Origin of the sequence: Saccharothrix sp. 6-C (assembly GCF_016695385.1) — a bacterium.
Classification (GTDB): Bacteria; Actinomycetota; Actinomycetes; order Mycobacteriales; family Pseudonocardiaceae; genus Actinosynnema; species Actinosynnema texasense.
This window is the reverse complement of record NZ_CP064192.1, coordinates 7,119,106-7,139,847: the sequence shown is the minus strand read 5'-3', so window position 1 is coordinate 7,139,847 and position 20,742 is coordinate 7,119,106. Positions and strand designations below refer to the sequence as shown.

At 72.6% G+C, this 20,742-nt stretch carries 17 protein-coding genes; 8 read left to right on the top strand and 9 right to left on the bottom strand.

The window, feature by feature from the left end; translation table 11 throughout:
- Positions 1-5 precede the first annotated feature (5 nt).
- Positions 6-1,817: a maltose alpha-D-glucosyltransferase gene (gene treS / locus IOD16_RS30420; RefSeq protein WP_201437118.1), complete on the bottom strand. Its 1,812-nt coding sequence runs from the start codon at positions 1,815-1,817 to the stop codon at positions 6-8.
- 112 nt (positions 1,818-1,929) lie between these two features.
- Positions 1,930-3,915 (bottom strand): alpha-1,4-glucan--maltose-1-phosphate maltosyltransferase, encoded by a 1,986-nt coding sequence (locus tag IOD16_RS30415; protein ID WP_201437116.1) that lies wholly within the window; start codon positions 3,913-3,915, stop codon positions 1,930-1,932.
- Positions 3,916-4,357: 442 nt separating this feature from the next.
- Between IOD16_RS30415 and glgP the strand changes: the two genes are divergently transcribed.
- Positions 4,358-6,928 (top strand): alpha-glucan family phosphorylase, encoded by a 2,571-nt coding sequence (gene glgP / locus IOD16_RS30410; protein ID WP_201437114.1) that lies wholly within the window; start codon positions 4,358-4,360, stop codon positions 6,926-6,928.
- Positions 6,929-7,073: 145 nt separating this feature from the next.
- A complete protein-coding gene (locus IOD16_RS30405) occupies positions 7,074-7,586 on the top strand; it encodes a hypothetical protein (RefSeq protein WP_201437113.1) in 513 nt (170 codons plus the stop codon).
- 22 nt (positions 7,587-7,608) lie between these two features.
- On the opposite strand, the gene IOD16_RS30400 is transcribed toward IOD16_RS30405, so the two are convergent.
- The 4 genes from IOD16_RS30400 to glgX all read right to left on the bottom strand — a co-directional run bounded on the left by IOD16_RS30400 (position 7,609) and on the right by glgX (position 12,229).
- On the bottom strand, positions 7,609-8,733 hold the full coding sequence (locus IOD16_RS30400; RefSeq protein WP_201437111.1) for a hypothetical protein: 1,125 nt from the start codon (positions 8,731-8,733) through the stop codon (positions 7,609-7,611).
- 164 nt (positions 8,734-8,897) lie between these two features.
- The gene (locus IOD16_RS30395; RefSeq protein WP_123745822.1) at positions 8,898-9,284 is read right to left on the bottom strand and encodes a rhodanese-like domain-containing protein; all 387 of its coding nucleotides are present in this window, start codon (positions 9,282-9,284) and stop codon (positions 8,898-8,900) included.
- On the bottom strand, positions 9,281-9,859 hold the full coding sequence (locus tag IOD16_RS30390; protein WP_201437109.1) for a cysteine dioxygenase: 579 nt from the start codon (positions 9,857-9,859) through the stop codon (positions 9,281-9,283). The genes IOD16_RS30395 and IOD16_RS30390 overlap by 4 nt, the downstream gene beginning before the upstream one ends.
- Before the next feature lie 261 nt (positions 9,860-10,120).
- A complete protein-coding gene (glgX, locus tag IOD16_RS30385) occupies positions 10,121-12,229 on the bottom strand; it encodes a glycogen debranching protein GlgX (protein ID WP_201437108.1) in 2,109 nt (702 codons plus the stop codon).
- Between the two features lie 176 nt (positions 12,230-12,405).
- On the opposite strand from glgX, the gene IOD16_RS30380 reads away from it, so the two are divergent.
- From IOD16_RS30380 to IOD16_RS30365, 4 genes are read left to right on the top strand one after another with little or no spacing between them, the layout of a single operon-like run.
- On the top strand, positions 12,406-13,182 hold the full coding sequence (locus IOD16_RS30380; protein ID WP_201441637.1) for an ABC transporter ATP-binding protein: 777 nt from the start codon (positions 12,406-12,408) through the stop codon (positions 13,180-13,182).
- Between the two features lie 37 nt (positions 13,183-13,219).
- A complete protein-coding gene (locus IOD16_RS30375; RefSeq protein ID WP_123745826.1) occupies positions 13,220-13,999 on the top strand; it encodes an enoyl-CoA hydratase/isomerase family protein in 780 nt (259 codons plus the stop codon).
- Positions 13,989-14,942, top strand: a complete 954-nt coding sequence (locus tag IOD16_RS30370) for a class I SAM-dependent methyltransferase (RefSeq protein WP_201437106.1) — start codon at positions 13,989-13,991, stop codon at positions 14,940-14,942. The genes IOD16_RS30375 and IOD16_RS30370 overlap by 11 nt, the downstream gene beginning before the upstream one ends.
- Entirely contained in the window at positions 14,942-16,093 is a 1,152-nt protein-coding gene (locus tag IOD16_RS30365; RefSeq protein ID WP_201437104.1) for a THUMP-like domain-containing protein, read from the top strand. Before IOD16_RS30370 ends, IOD16_RS30365 begins: the two co-directional genes overlap by 1 nt.
- Here the strand turns inward: IOD16_RS30365 and IOD16_RS30360 are convergent.
- Complete coding sequence (locus IOD16_RS30360; RefSeq protein ID WP_201437102.1) at positions 16,067-17,014, bottom strand: nucleoside hydrolase; 948 nt, start codon at positions 17,012-17,014, stop codon at positions 16,067-16,069. The genes IOD16_RS30365 and IOD16_RS30360 overlap by 27 nt on opposite strands.
- Positions 17,015-17,110: 96 nt before the next feature.
- On the opposite strand from IOD16_RS30360, the gene IOD16_RS30355 reads away from it, so the two are divergent.
- Positions 17,111-17,857: an acyltransferase gene (locus IOD16_RS30355; RefSeq protein ID WP_123745830.1), complete on the top strand. Its 747-nt coding sequence runs from the start codon at positions 17,111-17,113 to the stop codon at positions 17,855-17,857.
- On the opposite strand, the gene IOD16_RS30350 is transcribed toward IOD16_RS30355, so the two are convergent.
- Complete coding sequence (locus tag IOD16_RS30350) at positions 17,854-18,261, bottom strand: winged helix-turn-helix transcriptional regulator (protein ID WP_236594477.1); 408 nt, start codon at positions 18,259-18,261, stop codon at positions 17,854-17,856. The genes IOD16_RS30355 and IOD16_RS30350 overlap by 4 nt on opposite strands.
- 66 nt (positions 18,262-18,327) lie before the next feature.
- Between IOD16_RS30350 and IOD16_RS30345 the strand changes: the two genes are divergently transcribed.
- Positions 18,328-19,278: an NADP-dependent oxidoreductase gene (locus tag IOD16_RS30345; protein ID WP_236594476.1), complete on the top strand. Its 951-nt coding sequence runs from the start codon at positions 18,328-18,330 to the stop codon at positions 19,276-19,278.
- Between the two features lie 203 nt (positions 19,279-19,481).
- On the opposite strand, the gene IOD16_RS30340 is transcribed toward IOD16_RS30345, so the two are convergent.
- Complete coding sequence (locus IOD16_RS30340; protein WP_201437100.1) at positions 19,482-20,732, bottom strand: glycosyltransferase family 4 protein; 1,251 nt, start codon at positions 20,730-20,732, stop codon at positions 19,482-19,484.
- Positions 20,733-20,742: the final 10 nt, after the last annotated feature.

The window sequence follows — 20,742 nt, the reverse complement described above, 5'->3', positions numbered from 1 at the left end:
GTCCATCACCTCGGCTCGCTGTCGTCGTCGGCTTCCACGAGCTGGAACCAGTAGAAGCCGTGCCCGGGCAGGGTCAGCAGGTAGGGCAGGTCGCCCACGGTCGGGAAGACGACGCCGCCGGTCAGCTCGACCGGCCTGCTGCCGTGGTGCTCCGACAGGTCGAGCTCGACCGGCTGCGGGAACCGCGACAGGTTGTTCACGCACAGCACGACGTCCTCGTGGCCGTCGGGCCGCAACCACCGCCGGCGGTAGGCCAGCACGCTCGGGTTCGACCCGCCCAGGTCGGTGAAGTCGCCCTCCGCGAACGCGTGGTGCTGCTTGCGCACCTCGATCATCCGCCGGGTCCAGTGCAGCAGCGAGGACTGGTTGTTCAGCTGCGCCTCGACGTTGAGCGCCTGGTAGCCGTACACCGGGTCCATGATCACCGGCAGGTAGATCCGGCCGGGGTCGCAGCTGGAGAACCCCGCGTTGCGGTCGGGGGTCCACTGCATCGGCGTGCGCACCGCGTCGCGGTCGCCCAGCCAGATGTTGTCGCCCATGCCGATCTCGTCACCGTAGTAGAGGACGGGCGAGCCGGGGAGCGACAGCAGCATCGCGGTGAACAGCTCCTGCTGGTTGCGGTCGTTCTCCAGCAGCGGCGCCAGGCGCCGTCTGATGCCGATGTTCGCCTTCATCCGCGGGTCCTTGGCGTACTCCGCGTACATGTAGTCGCGTTCCTCGTCGGTGACCATCTCGAGCGTCAGCTCGTCGTGGTTGCGCAGGAAGATCCCCCACTGCGCGCCGGACGGGATCTCCGGGGTCTGCGCCAGGATCTCCGAGATCGGGAACCGCGACTCGCGCCGCACCGCCATGAAGATGCGCGGCATCAGCGGGAAGTGGAACGCCATGTGGCACTCGTCGCCGCCCACCTCGGGGTCGCCGAAGTACTCGACCACGTCCGACGGCCACTGGTTGGCCTCCGCGAGCAGCACCCGGCCCGGGTACTCGTCGTCGACGACCTTGCGGCAGCGCTTGAGGAAGTCGTGCGTGCGCGGCAGGTTCTCGCAGTTCGTGCCCTCCGCCTCGAACAGGTACGGCACGGCGTCGAGCCGGAACCCGTCGATGCCCAGGTCGAGCCAGAACCGCAGGGTGTCCAGCATGGCCTCCTGGACGTGCGGGTTCTCGAAGTTCAGGTCGGGTTGGTGGGAGAAGAACCGGTGCCAGTAGAACTGGCCGCGCACCGGGTCGTAGGTCCAGTTGGACGACTCGGTGTCGACGAAGATGATCCGCGCGTCCGCGTAGCGCTGGTCGTCGTCGCCCCACACGTAGTAGTCGCCGTAGGGCCCGTCCGGGTCGGTGCGCGACTGCTGGAACCACGGGTGCGCGTCGCTGGTGTGGTTGAGCACCAGGTCGGTGATCACCCGGATGCCGCGCCGGTGCGCCTCGTCCAGCAGGTACACGAAGTCCTCGACCGAGCCGAACTCCGGCAGCACCGCGCGGAAGTCGGAGATGTCGTAGCCGCCGTCGCGCAGCGGCGAGGCGTAGAACGGCGGCAGCCACAGGCAGTCGACGCCGAGCCACTCCAGGTAGTCCAAGCGGGACGCGAGGCCCCGGAGGTCTCCGGTGCCGTCGCCGTTGGAGTCGCTGAACGCCCGCACCAGCACCTCGTAGAACACCGCGCCCTTGAACCAGTCGCGCTCGCGCGGCACGAGCTTGGCCGACCGGAAGTCCTCGGCCTGCGGTTCGACCAGCAGGCCGTCCGCGCCGATGGCCTCGCCGGTGTGCGGCACGTTCTCCAGGCCTACCAGCGCGGCGTCGGGTCGTGCCTCTTCCTGCATGTGTGCTCCACCTCGTCCCACCTCATTGGGGGTGCGTTCGATCGTCCCTCGTGCTCTTCGGCGGGCACGGGGACTCGGTAAAGGGGACCGGGCAGGGTTTCTCCCCGCCGGGTCAACCGGCGCTGCTGAACCTGCGCTGGACGCCGACGACGTGCGCCGGGGCGCGCCAGGGTTCCAGGCGGACGTAGTTCGCCTGGCCCCAGTCCCAGGTCTCCCCGGACACCTCGTCGTGCGCGATCAGCCGCTCGTGCCAGTCGACGCCGAGCGCGGGCAGGTCCAGCCAGACGGTGCCGTCCTGCGCGTTGTGCGGGTCCAGGTTGACCACGACGACGACCGTGTCGCCGCCGGCCGGGTCCTGCTTGGAGTAGGCGATCAGCGCCGGGTTGTCGACGTGGTGGAACCGGAGTGTTCGCATCTGCTGCAGCGCCGGGTGCGCCCGGCGGATCGCGTTCAGCTTGCGCAACCACGGTTCCAGCGACCGTCCCTCGGCCACCGCCGCCGCGTAGTCGCGGGGGCGGAGCTGGTACTTCTCCGAGTTCAGGTACTCCTCGCTGCCCGGCCGGACGGCCTCGTGCTCGAACAGCTCGTAACCCGAGTACACACCCCAGGTCGGCGCCATCGTCGCCGCCAGCGCCGCGCGCAGCGCGAACATGCCCGGGCCGCCGTGCTGCAGCGACTCGTGCAGGATGTCGGGTGTGTTGACGAACAGGTTGGGTCGCGCTTCGTCCCAGTGCTCGACCAGTTCGGCGCCGAACTCGGTCAGCTCCTCCTTGGTCGTGCGCCAGGTGAAGTAGGTGTAGCTCTGCGTGAAGCCGAGCTTGGCCAGGCCGTACAGGCGGGCCGGCCGGGTGAACGCCTCGGACAGGAACAGCACGTCCGGGTGGCGGTCCTTGACCGCCCAGATCAGCCACGCCCAGAAGTCCGGCGGCTTGGTGTGCGGGTTGTCGACCCGGAAGATCCGCACCCCGTGGTCCACCCAGTGCAGCACGACGCGCAGCACCTCGTTGTAGATGCCCTGGGGGTCGTTGTCGAAGTTGACCGGGTAGATGTCCTGGTACTTCTTCGGCGGGTTCTCCGCGTAGGCGATCGAGCCGTCGGGGCGCGTGGTGAACCACTCGGGGTTCTTCAGCACCCACGGGTGGTCGGGGGCGCACTGCAGCGCCAGGTCCAGCGCCACCTCGATGTTCAGCTCGCGGGCCCGGTCGACGAACGCGTCGAAGTCCTCGATGGTGCCGAGCTCGGGGTGGACCGCGTCGTGCCCGCCCTCGTCCGCGCCGATGGCCCAGGTCGATCCGGGGTCGTCCTCGGTGGCGGTGAGCGTGTTGTTCGGGCCCTTGCGGTTCACCCGCCCGATCGGGTGGATCGGGGGCAGGTAGGCGACGTCGAAGCCCATGGCCGCGACGCGGTCGAGCTCCTTGGCGGCGGTGACGAACGTGCCGTGCACCGGGACGCCCGACTCGTCGACGCCGCCCGTGCTGCGGGGGAAGAACTCGTACCAGGAGCCGAACGCCGCCAGCTTGCGGTCGACCCACACCTTCTGCGGCTTGCCCCTGGTGATCAGCTCGCGGACGGGGTGCTCGTGCATGATCCGGCGGACGTCGCCCGCGAGGGCGGGCGCGACCCGCTCGGCGAGGGGCCGGTGCTCGTCGCGCAGCGCGGTGGCCGCGTTGACCAGCAGCGGCTTGTCCTTGCGCCGGTCGGGGCGGCGGCTGACGCGGTCGAGCAGGCGGGCGCCCGCCTCCAGGTCGTTGTCCAGCTCGTGCGCGCTCTGCCCCGCGGCGATCTTGACCTCGACGGCGTGCTCCCAGGTGGCCCACGGGTCGCTCCAGGCGTCCACCCGGAACGTCCACGCACCCGGCGAGTCCGGCACGATCGTGGCGGTCCAGCGGTCGAGGCCGACCCCGTGCGGGACCATCCTCGTCTGTCTGGCGACCCGGTCGTCCGGTCCCCGCCACGCCACCGTGGCGGCCACGGCGTCGTGGCCCTCGCGCCACACCGTGGCCTCGACCGGCACGTGTTCGCCGACCACGGCCTTCGCCGGGTAGCGACCGCCGCTCACGGTCGGGGAGACATCGTCGATACCGAGTCGTCCGCTCATCGGCAGCGCCCCTCTCACCTGGTGTGACGCTTGCACGGTCAAGTCTGCCCTCAGCGGTCGGAACACCCACCACCGGGACACCTCTACTCGCTGTTCCTACCCCGTCCGCGCGGATTGCACACTTGGCGGTGGTGTCCGTCTCGCGATTCGAGCAGATTCGCAAATCGTGATCGGTTCCGAAGCCGTGCCACGCCGGTACCGATCGAGCGACCCGGGTCACCCGGGCAGGGGACGCGCGACCCGGCGGGCGGTCCGACCTCCCCGGCCCGGTGATCACGCCGCGGGCCCGCGCGCCGGCCGACCGCGTCGATCTTGACGGTTGCGCGCGGTGCGCGAAATAACTTGCAGAGCGGCGTTTGCGCTGGTGGGGCTGGATCGGTCCCTGCATCGGTTCGGGTGACCGGTGTCCCGCACCGCTGGATGGGGGATAAGGTCCGACGCCATGCGAGCACTTCGCCGGTTCACCGTCCGAGCCAGTCTGCCCGAGCCGCTGGCGGCCCTGGGCACCCTCGCCACGAACCTGCGCTGGACGTGGCACCCGCCCACCCAGGACCTGTTCGCGTCGGTCGACCCCGAGCTGTGGGCCGAGAGCGGCGACCCGTTGCGGCTGCTGTCCGTCGTCGCGCCCGAGCGGCTCGAAGCGCTCTCCCGCGACGAGCAGTTCCTCGCCCACGCCCGCGCCCTGGCCGACGACCTGCACCGCTACACCACCGGGCCGCGCTGGTTCCAGCGCCGCCAGGACGAGATCGGGCAGCGCCGCGAGCACGGCGACCGCGACCCGCACCCCCTGCCCTCCGCGATCGCCTACTTCTCCATGGAGTTCGGCGTCACCGAGGCACTGCCGAACTACTCCGGCGGCCTCGGCGTGCTGGCGGGCGACCACCTCAAAGCGGCCTCCGACCTGGGCGTGCCGCTGATCGCGGTCGGCCTGCTCTACCGGTCGGGCTACTTCCGCCAGGCCCTGTCCCTGGACGGCTGGCAGATCGAGCACTACCCCGTGCTGGACCCGCGCGGCCTGCCGCTGGAGCTGCTCGCCGAGCCGTCCGGCGCGCCGATCCTGGTGCACGTCGCCATGCCCGGCGACCGGGTGCTGCGCGCCAAGGTGTGGAAGGCGCAGGTCGGCCGCATCCCGCTGCTGCTGCTCGACTCCGACGTGGAGGAGAACGACGACGACCTGCGCGGCGTCACCGACCGCCTCTACGGCGGCGACCAGGACCACCGCATCCGGCAGGAGATCCTGGCCGGCGTCGGCGGCGTCCGCGCCGTGCGCACCTACTGCGACCTGACCGGGCACCCGTCGCCCGAGGTGTTCCACACCAACGAGGGCCACGCGGGCTTCCTCGGCCTGGAGCGCATCCGCGAGCTGGTCACCACCGAGGGCCTCGACTTCGACCAGGCGCTGGCGGCGGTCCGCGCGGGCACGGTGTTCACCACGCACACGCCGGTGCCGGCGGGCATCGACCGGTTCCCCGTCGACCTGGTGCAGCACTACTTCGGCGCCGAGACCCTGCTGCCGGGCGTGAACACCCAGCGGCTGCTCGCCCTCGGCGCGGAGGACAACCCGGGCCTGTTCAACATGGCGCACATGGGCCTGCGGCTCGCGCAGCGCGCCAACGGCGTCTCCAAGCTGCACGGCACGGTCAGCCGCGACATGTTCCGCGGCCTGTGGCCGGGCTTCGACGCCTCGGAGGTGCCGATCGGCTCGGTCACCAACGGCGTGCACGGCCCGACGTGGGCGGCGACCGAGATGAGCAGGTTGGTCGGCGACACCGAGGAGAGCGGCGTCGGCATCCACGGGTTCGAGCCGGTCACCGACCAGCGGTTGTGGGAGCTGCGCAACGACCTGCGCGGCAAGCTCGTCGACGAGGTCCGCCGCCGCACCCGCGCCTCGTGGTTGCAGCGCGGCGCGTCGGCGTTGGAGCTGGGCTGGACCGACTCGGTGTTCGACCCGGGCGTGCTGACCGTCGGCTTCGCCCGCCGCGTGCCGACCTACAAGCGGCTGACGCTCATGCTGCGCGACCCGGAGCGGCTGCGCTCGATGCTGCTGCACCCCGAACGGCCGGTGCAGCTGGTCGTCGCGGGCAAGTCGCACCCCGCCGACGACGGCGGCAAGGCGTTGATCCAGCAGATCGTGCGGTTCGCCGACGACGCGGGTGTGCGGCACCGGATCGTGTTCCTGCCCGACTACGACATGTCGATGGCCCGGTACCTGTACTGGGGCTGCGACGTGTGGCTGAACAACCCGATGCGCCCGCTGGAGGCGTGCGGCACGTCCGGCATGAAGTCGGCGCTCAACGGCGGGCTGAACCTGTCGATCCGCGACGGCTGGTGGGACGAGCTGTACGACGGCAGCAACGGCTGGGCCATCCCCACCGCCGACGGCGTCACCGACCCGACCCGGCGCGACGACCTGGAGGCCGCCGCGCTGTACGACCTGCTGGGCAGCCAGGTCGCGCCGCTGTTCTACGACCGCGGCGAGGACGGCGTGCCGACCAGGTGGCTGGCGATGGTGCGGCACACGCTCGCCTCGCTCGGCCCGGCGGTGCAGGCGTCGCGGATGGTGCGCGAGTACGTGGAGAACCTGTACGCCCCCGCCGCGTCGTCGGCCGCCTCGGTGGTCGGCGAGGGCTTCCGGGGCGCCAAGGAGCTGGCCGCGTACCGGCAGCGGCTGCGGGCGTCGTGGACGCGGGTGCGGGTGCTGGAGTCGGAGATGTCGCTGAACGGGTCGGTCACGCCGAACCTCGGCTCGCCGGTCGCCGTGCGGGCCCGGATCGAGCTGGCCGGCCTGGAACCGTCCGAAGTGGACGTGCAGGTGGCGCTGGGCCGGGTCGGCGACTCCGACGAGCTGTACGACGTGGTCACGCACGGCATGGACTACGCGGGCAACGGCAACTACGAGGTCGAGGTGCCGCTGCCGCACGCGGGCGCCGTCGGCTACACGGTGCGCGTGCTGCCGAGGCACGACCTGCTCGCGTCGCCGGCCGAACTCGGTCGGGTCGTGCTGGCGGGCTGACACCGCTCGATCAGATGACCGCCGGGGTGACCGGCGGTCATCTGGTCCGCGTGTCGTCCACGCTGGTGGGGCGGGGTTTCTTCGGTCGGGTGAACTCGTCGTTCTCACCGGCGGGTGGCCGCTCGTCCCCGCTTACGCTTGCCACGTGAGGAAAATCGCGACGATCGGCACGGTGCTCGCCGTCGTGCTCGCCGTGGCCGTCATCCCGGCCGCGTCGGCGCAACGGCAGTCGGCGGAACCTCCCGCCGCGTGCGCGGGACTGGTGGCGCAGCTCGCGGACACGCTCAAGAAGGTGGTCGAGCCGCTGGCCGCGACCCCGCCGGCGCCCGACAAGGCCGCCGTGCCGCTGGGCGACGTGCTGCGGCTGCTGGTGGCGATGACGGCGGCGAAGTGCCTGCCGACACCGCCGATGACCGGGGCCGCGGAGGTCCGGTTCCACGGGCCGGAGCTGTGCCTGTCGCACGACCTGGCGATGTTCGCGGGCGCGTTCAGCGTGCTGAGCAAGCTCGTGCCCGGCGCCGTGCCGCCGGACCCGGGGAAGCTGCGGGCCGAGGCGCAGACCTGGTTGAAGGTCCTGAACGAGGCGCTGAAGAACTGCGGCCTGCCCGTGCCGGAGGGCGGGATGCCGACCATGCCGGACCCCGCCCGGTCCTCCTGATCTCCGCGGTCCGCCGGATCTCCTACGAGATGTCGAGGCGGGCGGTGGTGTCCGCGACCCGGGGCATCCAGCCGGCGAGTCGCCGTGCCTCGACAAGGCTCGCGCGGGCGGCCGCGTTGTCACCGGCGGCCATGTGCGCGCGGGCGATCGTGGCGAGGGCGTCGGCGCGGGCGAGACCGCTCTCGCTGGTCGCCTTGGCCTGGGTGGCGAGGGCGAGCGCGGTGACGTGGTCGTGCTCGATCAGGGCGAGTTGCGCCAACGTGCCCGTGCAGCGGTGGCGCGGGTAGCCGAACTTCATCGCGCCGTCCGCCGCGCGCCTCGCCGCGGGCACGCCGATCTCGGCGGGCAGCTGGCCGCCCTCGACCGCGTTCGCCGTGGACCCGGCCATCGCGGCGAGCACGAACGCCATGTCCCGCTGCTCCAGGTCGGTGCGCCCGACCAGGGCGCTGACCAGGTGCAACGCCTCGCCGTACCGGGCGCGCAGGGTGAGCACGGAGGACCGCGCGCCGATCGCGACCAGCAGCGTGGGGTGGCGTTCGACCAGTTCGTCGGCGAGCGCCTCGGCCCGGTCGAGGTCGCCGGCTTCGAGCGCGTCGGTCACCTGGTTGACCAGGGGCGTCGCCTCGAACTCCGCGGCCGTGCGGCCGGAGGTCCGGGGCAGGGCGAACAGGAACCAGCCGGGCGAGGTGGTGCCCGCGCCGCGTCGCGGCCACAGGGCGTTGAGCAGCACGGCCGTGCCCGCGACCGCGAAGCCGCGCAGGAACGGCTGGTCCGCGTCCGACCAGAGGAGCGCGCCGAGCCAGGCCACCGCGACGGCCGCCGCGGCCACCAGCACCGACGTGAGCCCGGTCAGCCACAGCCGGCGGCGGACCGGCGCCTTGACCGACGTGAGGCCGACGGACATCAGCAGCGGGACCGTCCGCCACACCACCCGCAGGTGGGGCTTCGTCCACGTGCGGATCTCACCGCCGACGCCGATCTCGACCAACGGCACCCGCACGTGCCACAGGCGTGCGCCGGCCAACAGGCCGACCTGCACCGCCACGGCGACGGCCCACGCCCCGACCGCGGCCCCGCCGAACGTCGCGACACCGGGCCGCCAGAGCACGAGGACGACCAGGGCCAACCCGGTCAGCGCTTTCCACACGAACCTGGAGACGCTACCGCCGACCTCCCGGTTCCCCGAACGCAGGACACGCGCGTTCCGAACGCAGGACACGCGCGTTCGGAACGTAGGACACGCGCGAGAGTCCTACGTTCGCGTCGCGCGTGTCCTACGTTCGGAACAGGCGAGTTGAGCGTTCAGGGTGGTCAGGTGACGGCCTGGGTGGCGCCCGGGCGGACGGGGAGGCCGGCGGCGGCGTAGCCGCGGAAGCCGCCCACCAGGTCCGTCGCGCGCGGCAGGCCCACGCGTTGCAGGTCGCGGGCGGCGAGGCTGGAGGCGTAGCCCTCGTTGCACAGCACGACCACGGTGGTGTCCGCGGTGAAGCCGGGGATGCGGTGCTCGCCGTCCGGGTCGAGCCGCCACTCCAGCACGATCCGCTCCACCGGGATCGAGCCGGGGATCTCGCCTTCCGCCGCCCGGTTGTGGTGCGGTCGGATGTCGACCACCAGCACGTCGGCCAACCCGGCCAGCTCCTCCGGCGACACGCGGGTCAACGACCGCCGCGCCTCTTCCAGCAACTCCTCGGCACTCACGGGCCCTCCTGGTCGGCCAGAACGCGCAGCTGCTCCAACGGCAGCCGCAGGGCGGGCAACGGCGGGATCTCCTGCGGGATGTCGGCGAGGCTCGGGTACTCCCGGGTCGGCACCAACGGCGGCGAGTAGGCGTGCACGCTCGCCGCGCCGGTGCTGCCCTGGTTCAGCACCCGGTGCGCACGCCCGGCGCCGAAGCCCAACGCGCTGCCGACGGGTCGTGCCGCGCTGCGGATCGGCCCACCGGGGTAGCGGTAGTCCTCCGCCAGCTCGCCGGTCAGCACGGTGAACGAGCCCGCCGCGCCGCCGTGGTCGTGCGGCTCGGTGCCCTGGCCGGGCAGCCAGCTCAGCAGCCACAGCTCGACGCCCTCGGTCAGCCCCAGCCGCGCCCACCAGCGACGGTCGGCGTCGAACCGGAGGATGTCCAGCAGCGGGGTGGTCAGCTCGGCGGCCACGGTCGAGGTCAGCTCGCGCAGCTCGCGCGGCGTCCACAGGTCGCGTTCCGGGTGGATGATGTCGCGCAGGAACCGCACGTCCAGGTTCGGGTGCAGGTCGGCGCGCGCGATCGTCGCGGTCACGATGAGTCGCTCCTGATGGCTACGGGTCGGGCGGGGTAGCGATCAAGACGCGACGCGGCGTCAACCCGTGGGGCGTGACCGGCCGCGTCGCGTCCCGCTACACCCGCACGACGCCACCAGGAGGAGGTCGATCGTGCGGTCGCACCAGGTCAGCAACGGACGGGCCACGCCCGCATCGTGCCACGGATCAGCGCACCGCGCGCAGGCCTCTCACCAGGCAGGATTGCCTCGGTGGCGGAGGCAGTCGGTCACCGACACACCTCAGTTCGGGACCCGCAGCAGCAGCAGGGACCGGCTTTCCAGCACGACGGTCGCGCCGGCCGGCAGGCTCTCCCCGGCCACGGGCGAGCCGTCGGGGGTGGTGGAGTCGATCGTCGGCTGGTAGCGCCCGCCGTACTCGGGCCCCGGCAGGGTGACCTCGACGGGGTCCGCGCCCGCGTGCAGGAGCAGCAGCCACGAGTCGTCCGACACCAGCTCGCCGTCCCGCGAGCGCGACAGGCTGTTCGAGCCGTCGATCCACATGCCGAGGAACCGGCGGCCGTCGTCGAACCAGTCGGTCTCGGCCATCTCCTCGCCGTCGGGCCGGAACCACACCAGGTCGGGCGCGCCGGACGCGGTGGTGCGGCCGTCGAAGAACTGCGGCTGCCGCAACGCGGGTGACGCGCGGCGCACCGCGACGATCCGCCGGGCGAACGCCAGCATCGCCTCGCCCTCGTCGCCGAGGCCCCAGTCCATCCAGGAGGTCTCGTCGTCCAGGCAGTAGGCGTTGTTGTTGCCGCCCTGCGTGCGCCACTGCTCGTCACCGGCGGTGAGCATCGGCGTGCCGGTGGACAGCATCAGCGTGGCGAACAGGTTGCGCGCCTGCCGGGCCCGCAGCGCGAGCACCTCGGCGTCGTCCGTCTCGCCCTCGACGCCGCAGTTCCACGACCGGTTGTCGTTGGTGCCGTCGCGGTTGTCCTCGCCGTTGGCCAGGTTGTGCTTGTCGTTGTACGACACGAGGTCGCGCAGCGTGAACCCGTCGTGCGCGGTGACGAAGTTGATCGACTGCCACGGCCGCCGCAGGTCGTCGGCGTACAGGTCGGACGAGCCGGACAGCCGGTACGCCAGGTCGCGCACGCTCGTCATGCCGCGCCAGAAGTCGCGCACGGTGTCGCGGTACCGGCCGTTCCACTCGGCCCACTGCACGCCGAAGTCGCCGACCCGGTAGCCGTCGCCGGTGGCGTCCCACGGCTCGGCGATGAGCTTGCACCGCGACAGCACCGGGTCCGAGGTGATCGCGGTGAGCATCGCCGAGGCCCGGTCGAACCGCCCGCCGCCGGGCCTGCCCAGCGTGGACGCGAGGTCGAACCGGAACCCGTCCACGCCCATCTCGGTGGCCCAGTACCGCAGCGAGTCCGTCACCAGCCGCACGAACTGCGGCGACCCGGCCTCGGTGGTGTTGCCGCAGCCGGTGATGTCGAGCGTGCCGCCGCCGTCGATGTGCAGGTAGTAGCCGGGCGCGTCGAACCCGCGGTAGGACAGCGTGGGACCCTCCGGGCCGCCCTCGCACGTGTGGTTGAAGACCACGTCGATGATCACCTCGATCTCCGCGGCGTGCAGCGCGGCGACCATCGTGCGGAACTCCTCCACCTCCCGGCCCGGCTCGCTGGCGTAGCCGGGGTGCGGCGCGAAGTAGCTCAGCGGGGAGTAGCCCCAGTAGTTGTGCCTGCCGTCGCGGATCAACGACGGCTCGTCGACGAACGCGTGCACGGGCAGCAGCTCCACCGACGTCACGCCGAGCCGCGTCAGGTGCTCCAGCACGGCCGGGTGCGCCAGCCCCAGGTAGGTGCCGCGCTGGTGCTCGGGCACGGCCGGGTGCAGCTTGGTGAACCCGCGCACGTGCAGCTCGTAGAACACCGCCTCCTCGAACGGCACCTCGGGCTTCGCGCCCGTGGCCGGCCCGCCGGGCGAGGTGACCACGGACAGCGGCACGCTGCCCAGCGAGTCGACCGGCGACGGGCCGCCGAGCATCGGGTCGTCCACGTAGCCCAGCGCCGCGTCGAGGTCGGACAAGGCGCCCGTGATCCGCGTCGCATACGGGTCGACCAACAGCTTCGCCGGGTTGCACCGCAGGCCGCGTGACGGGTCGTACGGCCCGTGCACGCGGTAGCCGTAGCGCTGACCGGGTGTGACGCCGGAGATCAACCCGTGCCAGACGCCGAACGTGCGCTCGGTCAGCTCGACCCGCTCCTCGGTGCCGTCTTCGCTGATCAGGCACACTTCCACGGCGTGGGCGGGCGGCGCCGAGACCGCGAAGCGCACACCTCCGGCCTCGGGGTGCGCCCCGAGGGGGAACGGTCGGCCCGCGAGCAGGATCGAGTCGGCAGCCATGCGACCGATCTTTCCAGCACACACGCCCCGTGTGGGTACGAGCGCGCAGAGCTTCACCGACCGCGCCCGTACCTCCCCCCACCGGACCACCGGCGGAACGGGGTGCAGAACAATGGCGGCGGCGGCGCATCGACGGGGCGAGGGCAGGCGTGGAAAACGAAGATCTGGTCATCCACATGCAGGGTGTTTCGGTTCGACGTGGCAAGACCACGCTGGTCGGGGACGTCGACTGGAGCGTGGAGCTGGACGAGCGCTGGGTCGTGCTCGGTCCGAACGGCGCGGGCAAGACGACGCTGCTGAGGCTGGCCGGCGCGGAGCTGCACCCCACCAAGGGCAAGGTGCACCTGCTCGGCGAGCGGATCGGCCGGACGGACATGGCGGAGCTGCGACCCCGGATCGGGCTGTCCTCGTCGGCGCTGAACGGGCGGATCCCGCCCGACGAGAAGGTGGTCGACCTGGTGGTCAGCGCCGGGTACGCGGTGCTGGGCCGGTGGCGCGAGGAGTACGACAAGCTCGACACCGGTCGCGCCGTGGAGCTGCTGGCCGCGATGGGCATCGAGCACCTGGCCGACCGCGCCTACGGCACGCTGTCGGAGGGCGAGCGCAAGCGCACGCTGATCTCGCGCGCGTTGATGACCGACCCGGAGATGCTGCTGCTCGACGAGCCGGCGGCGGGCCTCGACCTGGGTGGCCGCGAGGACCTGGTCGCCCGGCTGTCGGAGCTGGCGATGGACCCGGACGCGCCGGCGACGGTGCTGGTCACGCACCACGTGGAGGAGATCCCGCCCGGGTTCACGCACGCGCTGCTGCTGCGTGACGGCGGCATCGTGGCGCAGGGCCTGCTGGCGGACGTGCTGACCGAGGAGAACCTGTCGAAGACGTTCGACCAGCCGCTGGAGCTCCAGCGGTCGGGTGACAGGTACTTCGCCCGGCGGAAAACTACCGAGGGGTAACCTGCGAGGCGCACCGACGGAGGTCGAGGAGGACCGCGTGGCTGAGTTCGTGAGGCTCGAAGTCGAGGACGGGATCGGCACCATCCGGCTGGACCGCCCGCCGATGAACGCGCTCAACCGGCAGGTCCAGGAAGAGATCCGCTCGGCCGCGCTGGAGGCGACCGGCCGGGCCGACGTCTACTCGGTGATCGTGTACGGGGGGCCGAAGGTGTTCGCGGCGGGCGCGGACATCAAGGAGATGGCCGAGCTGTCGTACGCCGAGATGGCCGCCCGCGCGGGCGCCTTCACGTCGGCGTTGCGCTCGGTGGAGGAGATCCCCAAGCCGACCGTCGCGGCCATCACCGGGTACGCGCTGGGCGGCGGGTTCGAGCTGGCGCTGTGCGCGGACCGGCGGATCGCGGGCGACAACGCCAAGGTCGGCCAGCCGGAGATCCTGCTCGGCGTCATCCCCGGCATGGGCGGCACGCAGCGCCTGCCGCGGCTCATCGGCCCGTCGCGCGCCAAGGACCTGATCTACACCGGCCGGTTCGTGGGCGCCGAGGAGGCGTTGCGGATCGGGATGGTGGACGAGGTCGTGGCGCCGGACGACGTGTACGAGGCGGCGCGCCGGTGGGCCGGGCAGTTCGTGAACGGCCCGGTGCGCGCGTACGCCGCCGCGAAGGCCGCGATCGACGGCGGGCTGGACACCGACCTCGGCAGCGGCCTGAAGCTGGAGAGCCAGCTGTTCGCGGCGATGTTCGCCACCGAGGACCAGAAGACCGGCATGGCGTCGTTCATCGAGAACGGCCCGGGGAAGGCGAAGTTCAGTGGCCGTTGATCCCAAGCCCAACCCGCACGCCACCGCCGAGGAGATCGAGGCGGCGTACGCCGACCCGAAGCTCGCCAACGTGCTCTACCACGACTGGGAAGCCGGCACGTACGACGAGAAGTGGTCGATCTCCTACGACGAGCGCTGCATCACCTACGCCAAGGACCGGTTCCGCGCGGTCGCCGGCGACGTCGGCCCGTACGGGCACGCGTTGGAGCTGGGCTGCGGCACGGGCTTCTTCCTGCTCAACCTCATGCAGGGCGGGGTGATCGAGCGCGGCTCGGTGACCGACTTGTCGCCGGGCATGGTCGAGGTGGCGCTGCGCAACGCCGGGCAGCTCGACCTGCCGGTGGACGGCCGGGTGGCCGACGCCGAGCGCATCCCGTACGACGACGACACGTTCGACCTGGTGGTGGGGCACGCGGTGCTGCACCACATCCCGGACGTGCCCGCCGCGATGCGCGAGGTGCTGCGGGTGTTGAAGCCGGGCGGCAAGTTCGTGTTCGCGGGCGACCCGACGAACGTGGGCAACCTCTACGCCCGCAAGCTCGGCCAGCTGACGTGGTGGCTGACCACCACCGTGACCAAGCTCGCCCCGCTCAACGACTGGCGCCGGCCGCAGGAGGAGCTGGACGAGTCCTCCCGGGCCGCGGCGCTGGAGGCGGTGGTCGACCTGCACACGTTCGACCCGTCCGACCTGGAGCGGACCGCTCGCGGGGCCGGCGCGGTCGGTGTGCGCGCGGTGACCGAGGAGCTGTCGGCGGCGTTGTTCGGCTGGCCGGTGCGCACGTTCGAGGCCGCGGTGCCGCGCGAGAAGCTGGGCTTCGGGTGGGCGATGTTCGCCTACCGGACCTGGCAGCGGCTGTCCTGGGTGGACGAGAACGTGCTGGCCAAGATGCTGCCGCGCGAGGTGTTCTACAACGTCTCCGTGACGGGTCGCAAGCCGGTCTAGTGGCCTACGCCTTCAGCCTCGACGACGTGGCGCACCTGCGGTCGGACGCCGGGCGCGCCGCGTTGTCGGCGCTGGCCGACCTGCCGTTGACGCCCGCGTCGCGGCTGGCCGACGTGAACCGGGCCCGGCAGGTCTCGCCGACGCACTTCGCGGCGGTGCTGGAGACGGTGCTGCTGCGCCGCAAGGCCGCCGGGAAGGTCGCGTTCGCCGACGGGCTGTTCACCTCCGACGCGTTGCAGCAGGCCACCGCGCACCCGGTCGCGGCGCACCGGGCGCGCCGGTTCCGCGGTCCCGCGCACGACGTGACGTGCTCGGTCGGGGCGGACCTGGCGGCGTTGCCAGAGGGCTCGGTCGGGTCCGACCTGGACCCGGTGCGGCTGGCCATGGCGCGGCACAACCTGGGTGACCGGGTGCCGCTGGTGCGGGCGGACGCGTTGCGGCCGGTGTCGCGCGGCACGGCGGTGCTCGCCGACCCGGCCCGGCGGGACGCGAGCGGGCGGCGCACGTGGCGGCCCTCGGACTTCGCGCCGCCGCTGGACGAGCTGGCGGACGCCTACGCGGGGCGTGACCTGGCGGTGAAGTGCGCGCCGGGCGTGGACTTCGCGGTCGCGCCGTGGGCGGACGAGGTCGAGCTGGTGTCGTTGGACGGGCAGGTGCGCGAGGCGTGCCTGTGGACGCGCGGCCTGGCCACGCTCGGCGTGTCGCGGCGGGCGACCGTGCTGCGGTCGGACGGTCCCGAGTGGACGATCACCTCCGCCGACCCCGACGACTGCCCGGTGCGGGAGCCGGACGGGTGGCTGGTCGACCCGGACGGCGCGGTGGTGCGGGCCGGGCTGGTGCGGCACTACGCGGCCCGGCACGGGCTGGCCCAGCTGGACGAGCGGATCGCCTACCTGACCGGACCCACGCCGCCGCCGGGCGTGCGCGCGTTCCGGGTGGTCGAGCACGGGCACTACAGCGAGAAGGCGTTGCGGTCCGTGCTGCGGGCGCACGACGTGGGTCGGCTGGAGATCCTGGTGCGCGGTCTGGACGTGGACCCGAACGCGTTGCGGCCGAGGCTGAAGCTGACCGGGTCGGGTGAGGCGACCGTGGCGTTGACGCGCATCGGCCGCCGTCCCGTCTACCTACTGGCGCACGCCGAGCGCACCTAGCCTCTCGAACAGGAAGGCGCGCAGGCCGTCGAGGTCGGCCTCCATCGTGATGTCGAGGGTCTTGGGCGCGTCGACCTCCCGCCGTCGGTCGACCACGAGCGCGCCCCGGTTCGGGCCGTACGAGCAGTCGACGTCCACCGGGAACGGGGTGCCGCCGAGGAGGCCCGGCCGGACCGCCTCGGCCACGGCCACCGCGTCGTGCACGGCCATGCCGTCCCAGCCGAGGAACCGGCGGTAGGTCGCCAGGTAGTCGGGGGTGAGGTCGACGAGGGCGCGCGCGACGGGGGAGGTCCCGGCGAGGTCGGTCAGCCACTGGCTGCTCACCGCGCACCGGCGGGTCAGGTCCATCGGCACCAGCGTGGTGGGCACGTCCTCCTCGACCAGCACGCGGCGGGCGGCCTCGGGGTCGCTCCAGACGTTGAACTCGGCCGTGGCGGTGATGTTGCCGCCGTTCACGCCGCCGCCCATCACGACGAGCCGGCCGATCTTCGGCTTGAGGCCGGGGTGGGCGGCGAGCAGCAGCGCGATGTTGGTGAGCGGGCCGATGGGCACGATCGTGACGGGCCGGTCGGCCTGGTCGAGCAGGTCGCGCAGGAGCGTGACGGCGTCGCGCGGGTCGGGGCCGCGGGTGGGCCGGGGGAGCGTGTCGGCGTAGCCGGAGAGGCCGTCCGCGCCGTGCGCGCTGGACAGGTGCGGGTGGGGGTGCACCAACGGCCGGGACGCGCCGACGCCGACCGGCACGTCGTCGCGGCCCAGGAGCGCCAGCAGCCGCAGTGCGTTGCGCGTGGTGTTCTCCAGCGAGACGTTGCCGAAGACGGTGGTCACCCCGATCAGGTCGACCTCGGGGCTGGCGGCGGCGAGGGCGAGGGCGAACGCGTCGTCCACGCCGGGGTCGGTGTCGATGATCAGCGGAGTGGTCACCGCGCTGATTCTGCCGCTGCCCCGCGGCCGGCGGCAGCGCCGGACCCGCGCCGCCGGGCGCCGAGCAGCGGCCACCCCACGGTTAGAGTGCCCGGCGTGACGAGCATGTGGGGTGCCCCGGTGTGGACGAGGTGGCGCAGCTCGCGCCGCGACCCGGCGCAGGCCAGGTTCCTCACCCTCGCGTCGCTGCGCTGGGTCCTGCGCCACCGCGCGTACACGCCCTGGTACCTGGTGCGGTACTGGCGGCTGCTGAAGTTCCGGGTGGCGAACCCGCACGTGGTGCTGCGCGGCATGGTGTTCCTGGGCAGGAAGGTCGAGCTGCACTGCCGCCCCGGCTACGGCCGGCTGGAGATCGGCCGCTGGGTCCACATCGGCGACGGCAACGCCATCCGCTGCCACGAGGGCTCGCTGCGGATCGGCGACAAGGCCGTGTTCGGCAAGGACAACACGGTGAACTGCTACCTGGACGTGGAGATCGGCGCGGCCACGCTGATCGCCGACTGGGTCTACATCTGCGACTTCGACCACGTCACGGCCGACATCACGCTGCCGATCAAGGACCAGGGCATCGTGAAGTCGCCGGTGCGCATCGGGCCGGACTGCTGGCTCGGCACGAAGGTCACGGTCACCCGCGGCACGCGCATCGGGCGCGGTTGCGTGATCGGCGCGCACGCCGTGGTGCGCGGCGACGTGCCGGACTTCAAGATCGCCGTGGGCCTGCCGGCGAGGGTCGTCAAGGACCGCCGCGAGGACTACGAGGCCGACGCCGCGCGCCGCGCCGCCGTCGCCGACATGGCCCGCAAGGCGCGCGAAGCCCTCGACCAGTCCCGCGACGGCTCCTAGACGGGCTGGAGCTCCTCGCCCGCCTTGCGGTCGTACTCCTCCTGCGCGGCGCGGATGTCCTCGATGTAGGTCTCCGACCACACCCTGATCGCGTCCATCAGGCCGCCCACGTTGTCGCCCAGCGGGGTGAGGCGGTACTCGACGCGCGGCGGCACGCTCGGGTAGACGGCGCGGTGCACGAGACCCGCCCGCTCCAGGTCCCGCAGGGTCTGGGTGAGCATCTTCTGGGTGATGCCGTCGAGCCGGCGCCGGAGCTCGCCGAAGCGCAGGGTGCCGGGCCGCAAGGCGCCGATGACGAGGCACACCCACTTGTTCGTCAGCAGGTCGAGCACCGCACGTGACGCGCAGGTGCGGAGGTAGGCGTCCACACCGCCGTAGGGGCGCAGGTCAGGGGTGGTATACACGAGGAACCTAATTACCATTCAGGTGCCTACTTCACAAGAGGTACCACTGAAGATGATCCTGTGCGCATGACGGACGAGATGCGAGCGGTGGCGGTCGAGGCCTTCGGCGGGCCGGAGGTCATGCGGGTGCGGACGGTCGCGCGGCCGGTGCCGGAGCGGGACGAGGTCCTGGTCGAGGTGCGCGCGGCCGGCGTGAACCCGTTCGACTGGAAGGTGCGCCGGGACGGCTACTGGTTCACCACGCCGTGGGTGCCGGGCTGGGACGTCTCCGGCGTGGTGGTGCGGGCGCCGGCGGGGGAGAACCGGTTCCGGGTGGGCGACGAGGTGTTCGGCATGCCACACCTGCCGCGCGCGGCCGGCGCGTACGCCGAGTACGTCGCCGCGCCGGCGCGCCACTTCGCCCGCAAGCCCGCCGGCCTCGACCACGTGCACGCGGCGGCCCTGCCGCTGGCCGCGCTGACCGCGTGGCAGGCCCTCACCGAGGCCGCCGACGTCGAGCCGGGCGACCGGGTGCTGGTGCACGCCGCCGCGGGCGGTGTCGGGCACCTCGCCGTGCAGCTCGCGAAGTCGCTCGGGGCGTGGGTGATCGGCACCGCGAGTGCCGGCAAGCACGACCTGCTGCGGGAGCTGGGCGTCGACGAGCCGGTGGACTACGCGACGCGGGACTTCGGGGAGCTGCGCGACGTCGACGTGGTGATCGACCTGGTCGGCGGCGAAGACTACGAGCGGCGGTCGATGGGCGTGCTCAGGCCCGGCGGGACGTACGTCGGCATGCCGGACCCGGGCCGGCTGCCCGACCTCCGCGTCGCGGCGGACGCGCTGGGCGTGCGCGCGGCGGTCGTGTCGGTGGCCCCGGACCACGCCGCGCTGGAGCACGTGGCGGCGCTGGTGGAGCGCGGCGAGCTGCGGGTGGTCGTCGCCGAGACGTTCCCGCTGGCGGACGTCGTCAAGGCGCACGAGGTGGGTGAGGCCAACCGGACCACGGGCAAGCTGGTGCTGACCATCCCGGACCGCTGACGACCGGGCCGATCGCAGGATCGGTGCACCGCCGGACCGGCTCGACGCGCTGCTGGACGCGGCGGACGCCATCAGCGCGGAGGCCGGGCACCGGCTGTTCGACCAGGCACCTTCGGGCTCGTCCGGGACTACCTGTGCGCGCACGAGGTCGGAGGAACCCACGCGGACCTGGACCCGGCGCTCGGGGTGTCACGGCGCATGGCCTAGAGGAACACGTTGCCGGTCGGGATCTTGGGCCGGCCCAGCGGCGGGTGGTCGCGGACCGCGGCGCAGCGGTAGACCGCGGTCGTGTCCTCGGCGATCTTCGACCAGTCGAAGTCCGTGGCCAGGCGGGACTTGGCGGCGCGGGCGCGGCGGAGGGCGGCCGGCCGGTCGGCCAGCACGGTCCGGACCGCGCCGGCCAGGGCCTCGACGTCACCGGGCGCGAACGACAGGCCCGTCACGCCGTCCAGGACGACCTCGCCCAGACCGCCGGCGGTGGAGGCGACCAACGGGGCGCCGGCCGCCGCCGCTTCCAGCGCGACGATGCCGAACGGCTCGTACCTGCTCGGCAGCACGACCGCGTCCGCCGCCGCCAGCGCCGCCGCCAGCTCCCGGTCCGGCAGGTGGCCGACGAAGTCCACCGCCCGCCGCACCTTGTGCTTGCGCGCCTGGTCCACTAGCCAGTCGCGGTGGGTGCCCGTGCCGGCCACGACCAGCCGCGCGCCGGGGTGGACGCGGCGGATCCGGGGCAGGGCGGCGATCAGGTCCTGCACGCCCTTCTCCCACTCCAACCGCCCGAAGAACAGCAGCAGCGGCGCGCCCGACGGGCTGTGCGCGGCCCGCGCGGCGGCCACGTCGGCCGGGCGGACCCGCCAGCGGCGCGGCTCGATGCCGTTGTGCAGCACGGTGACCGACGACGGCTCGACGTCGAACAGGTGCGCCACCTCGGCCCGCATCGCCGACGAGCACGTGATCAGCGCGTCCGCCCGGTTCGCCAGCCACCACTCGACGGAGTGCACCTGCTGGTTCAACGTCTGCGACAGCCACCCGCTGTGCCGCCCGGCCTCGGTCGCGTGCACGGTCGCCACCAACGGCGCGCCGCACTCCTGCGCCAGCGCGATCGCGGGGTGCGTGACCAGCCAGTCGTGCGCGTGCACGACGTCCGGCCGCCAGCCGCGCAGCAACGCCAGCCCGGCCCGCGTCATCGCGTGCCCCATGGCCAGCGTCCACGCCACCAGGTCCCGCTCGAACACCAGGTGCGTCGGGTCCTCGGCCACCCGGATCAGCCGCACGCCGTCGACCGGGGCGTCCGAGGTGGGGTGCGTGACCGCGTCCGTCCCCGAGGGCTGCCGGCACAGCACGACCACGTCGTGGCCCTGTGCCGCCAGGTGCCCGGCCAGCGCGTGCACGTGCCGGCCCAAACCGCCGACGACGACCGGCGGGTACTCCCAGGACAACATCAGCACGCGCATGGGCCATCCT

What these genes read in the sequence shown, in the direction of transcription:
- glgP (WP_201437114.1), top strand. Translation starts at nt 4,358, where the DNA reads ATGCGAGCACTTCGCCGGTTCACCGTCCGAGCCAGTCTGCCCGAGCCG.
- IOD16_RS30340 (WP_201437100.1), bottom strand. Translation starts at nt 20,732, where the DNA reads ATGCGCGTGCTGATGTTGTCCTGGGAGTACCCGCCGGTCGTCGTCGGC.
- IOD16_RS30345 (WP_236594476.1), top strand. Translation starts at nt 18,328, where the DNA reads ATGACGGACGAGATGCGAGCGGTGGCGGTCGAGGCCTTCGGCGGGCCG.
- IOD16_RS30380 (WP_201441637.1), top strand. Translation starts at nt 12,406, where the DNA reads ATGCAGGGTGTTTCGGTTCGACGTGGCAAGACCACGCTGGTCGGGGAC.
- glgX (WP_201437108.1), bottom strand. Translation starts at nt 12,229, where the DNA reads ATGGCTGCCGACTCGATCCTGCTCGCGGGCCGACCGTTCCCCCTCGGG.
- treS (WP_201437118.1), bottom strand. Translation starts at nt 1,817, where the DNA reads ATGCAGGAAGAGGCACGACCCGACGCCGCGCTGGTAGGCCTGGAGAAC.
- IOD16_RS30415 (WP_201437116.1), bottom strand. Translation starts at nt 3,915, where the DNA reads ATGAGCGGACGACTCGGTATCGACGATGTCTCCCCGACCGTGAGCGGC.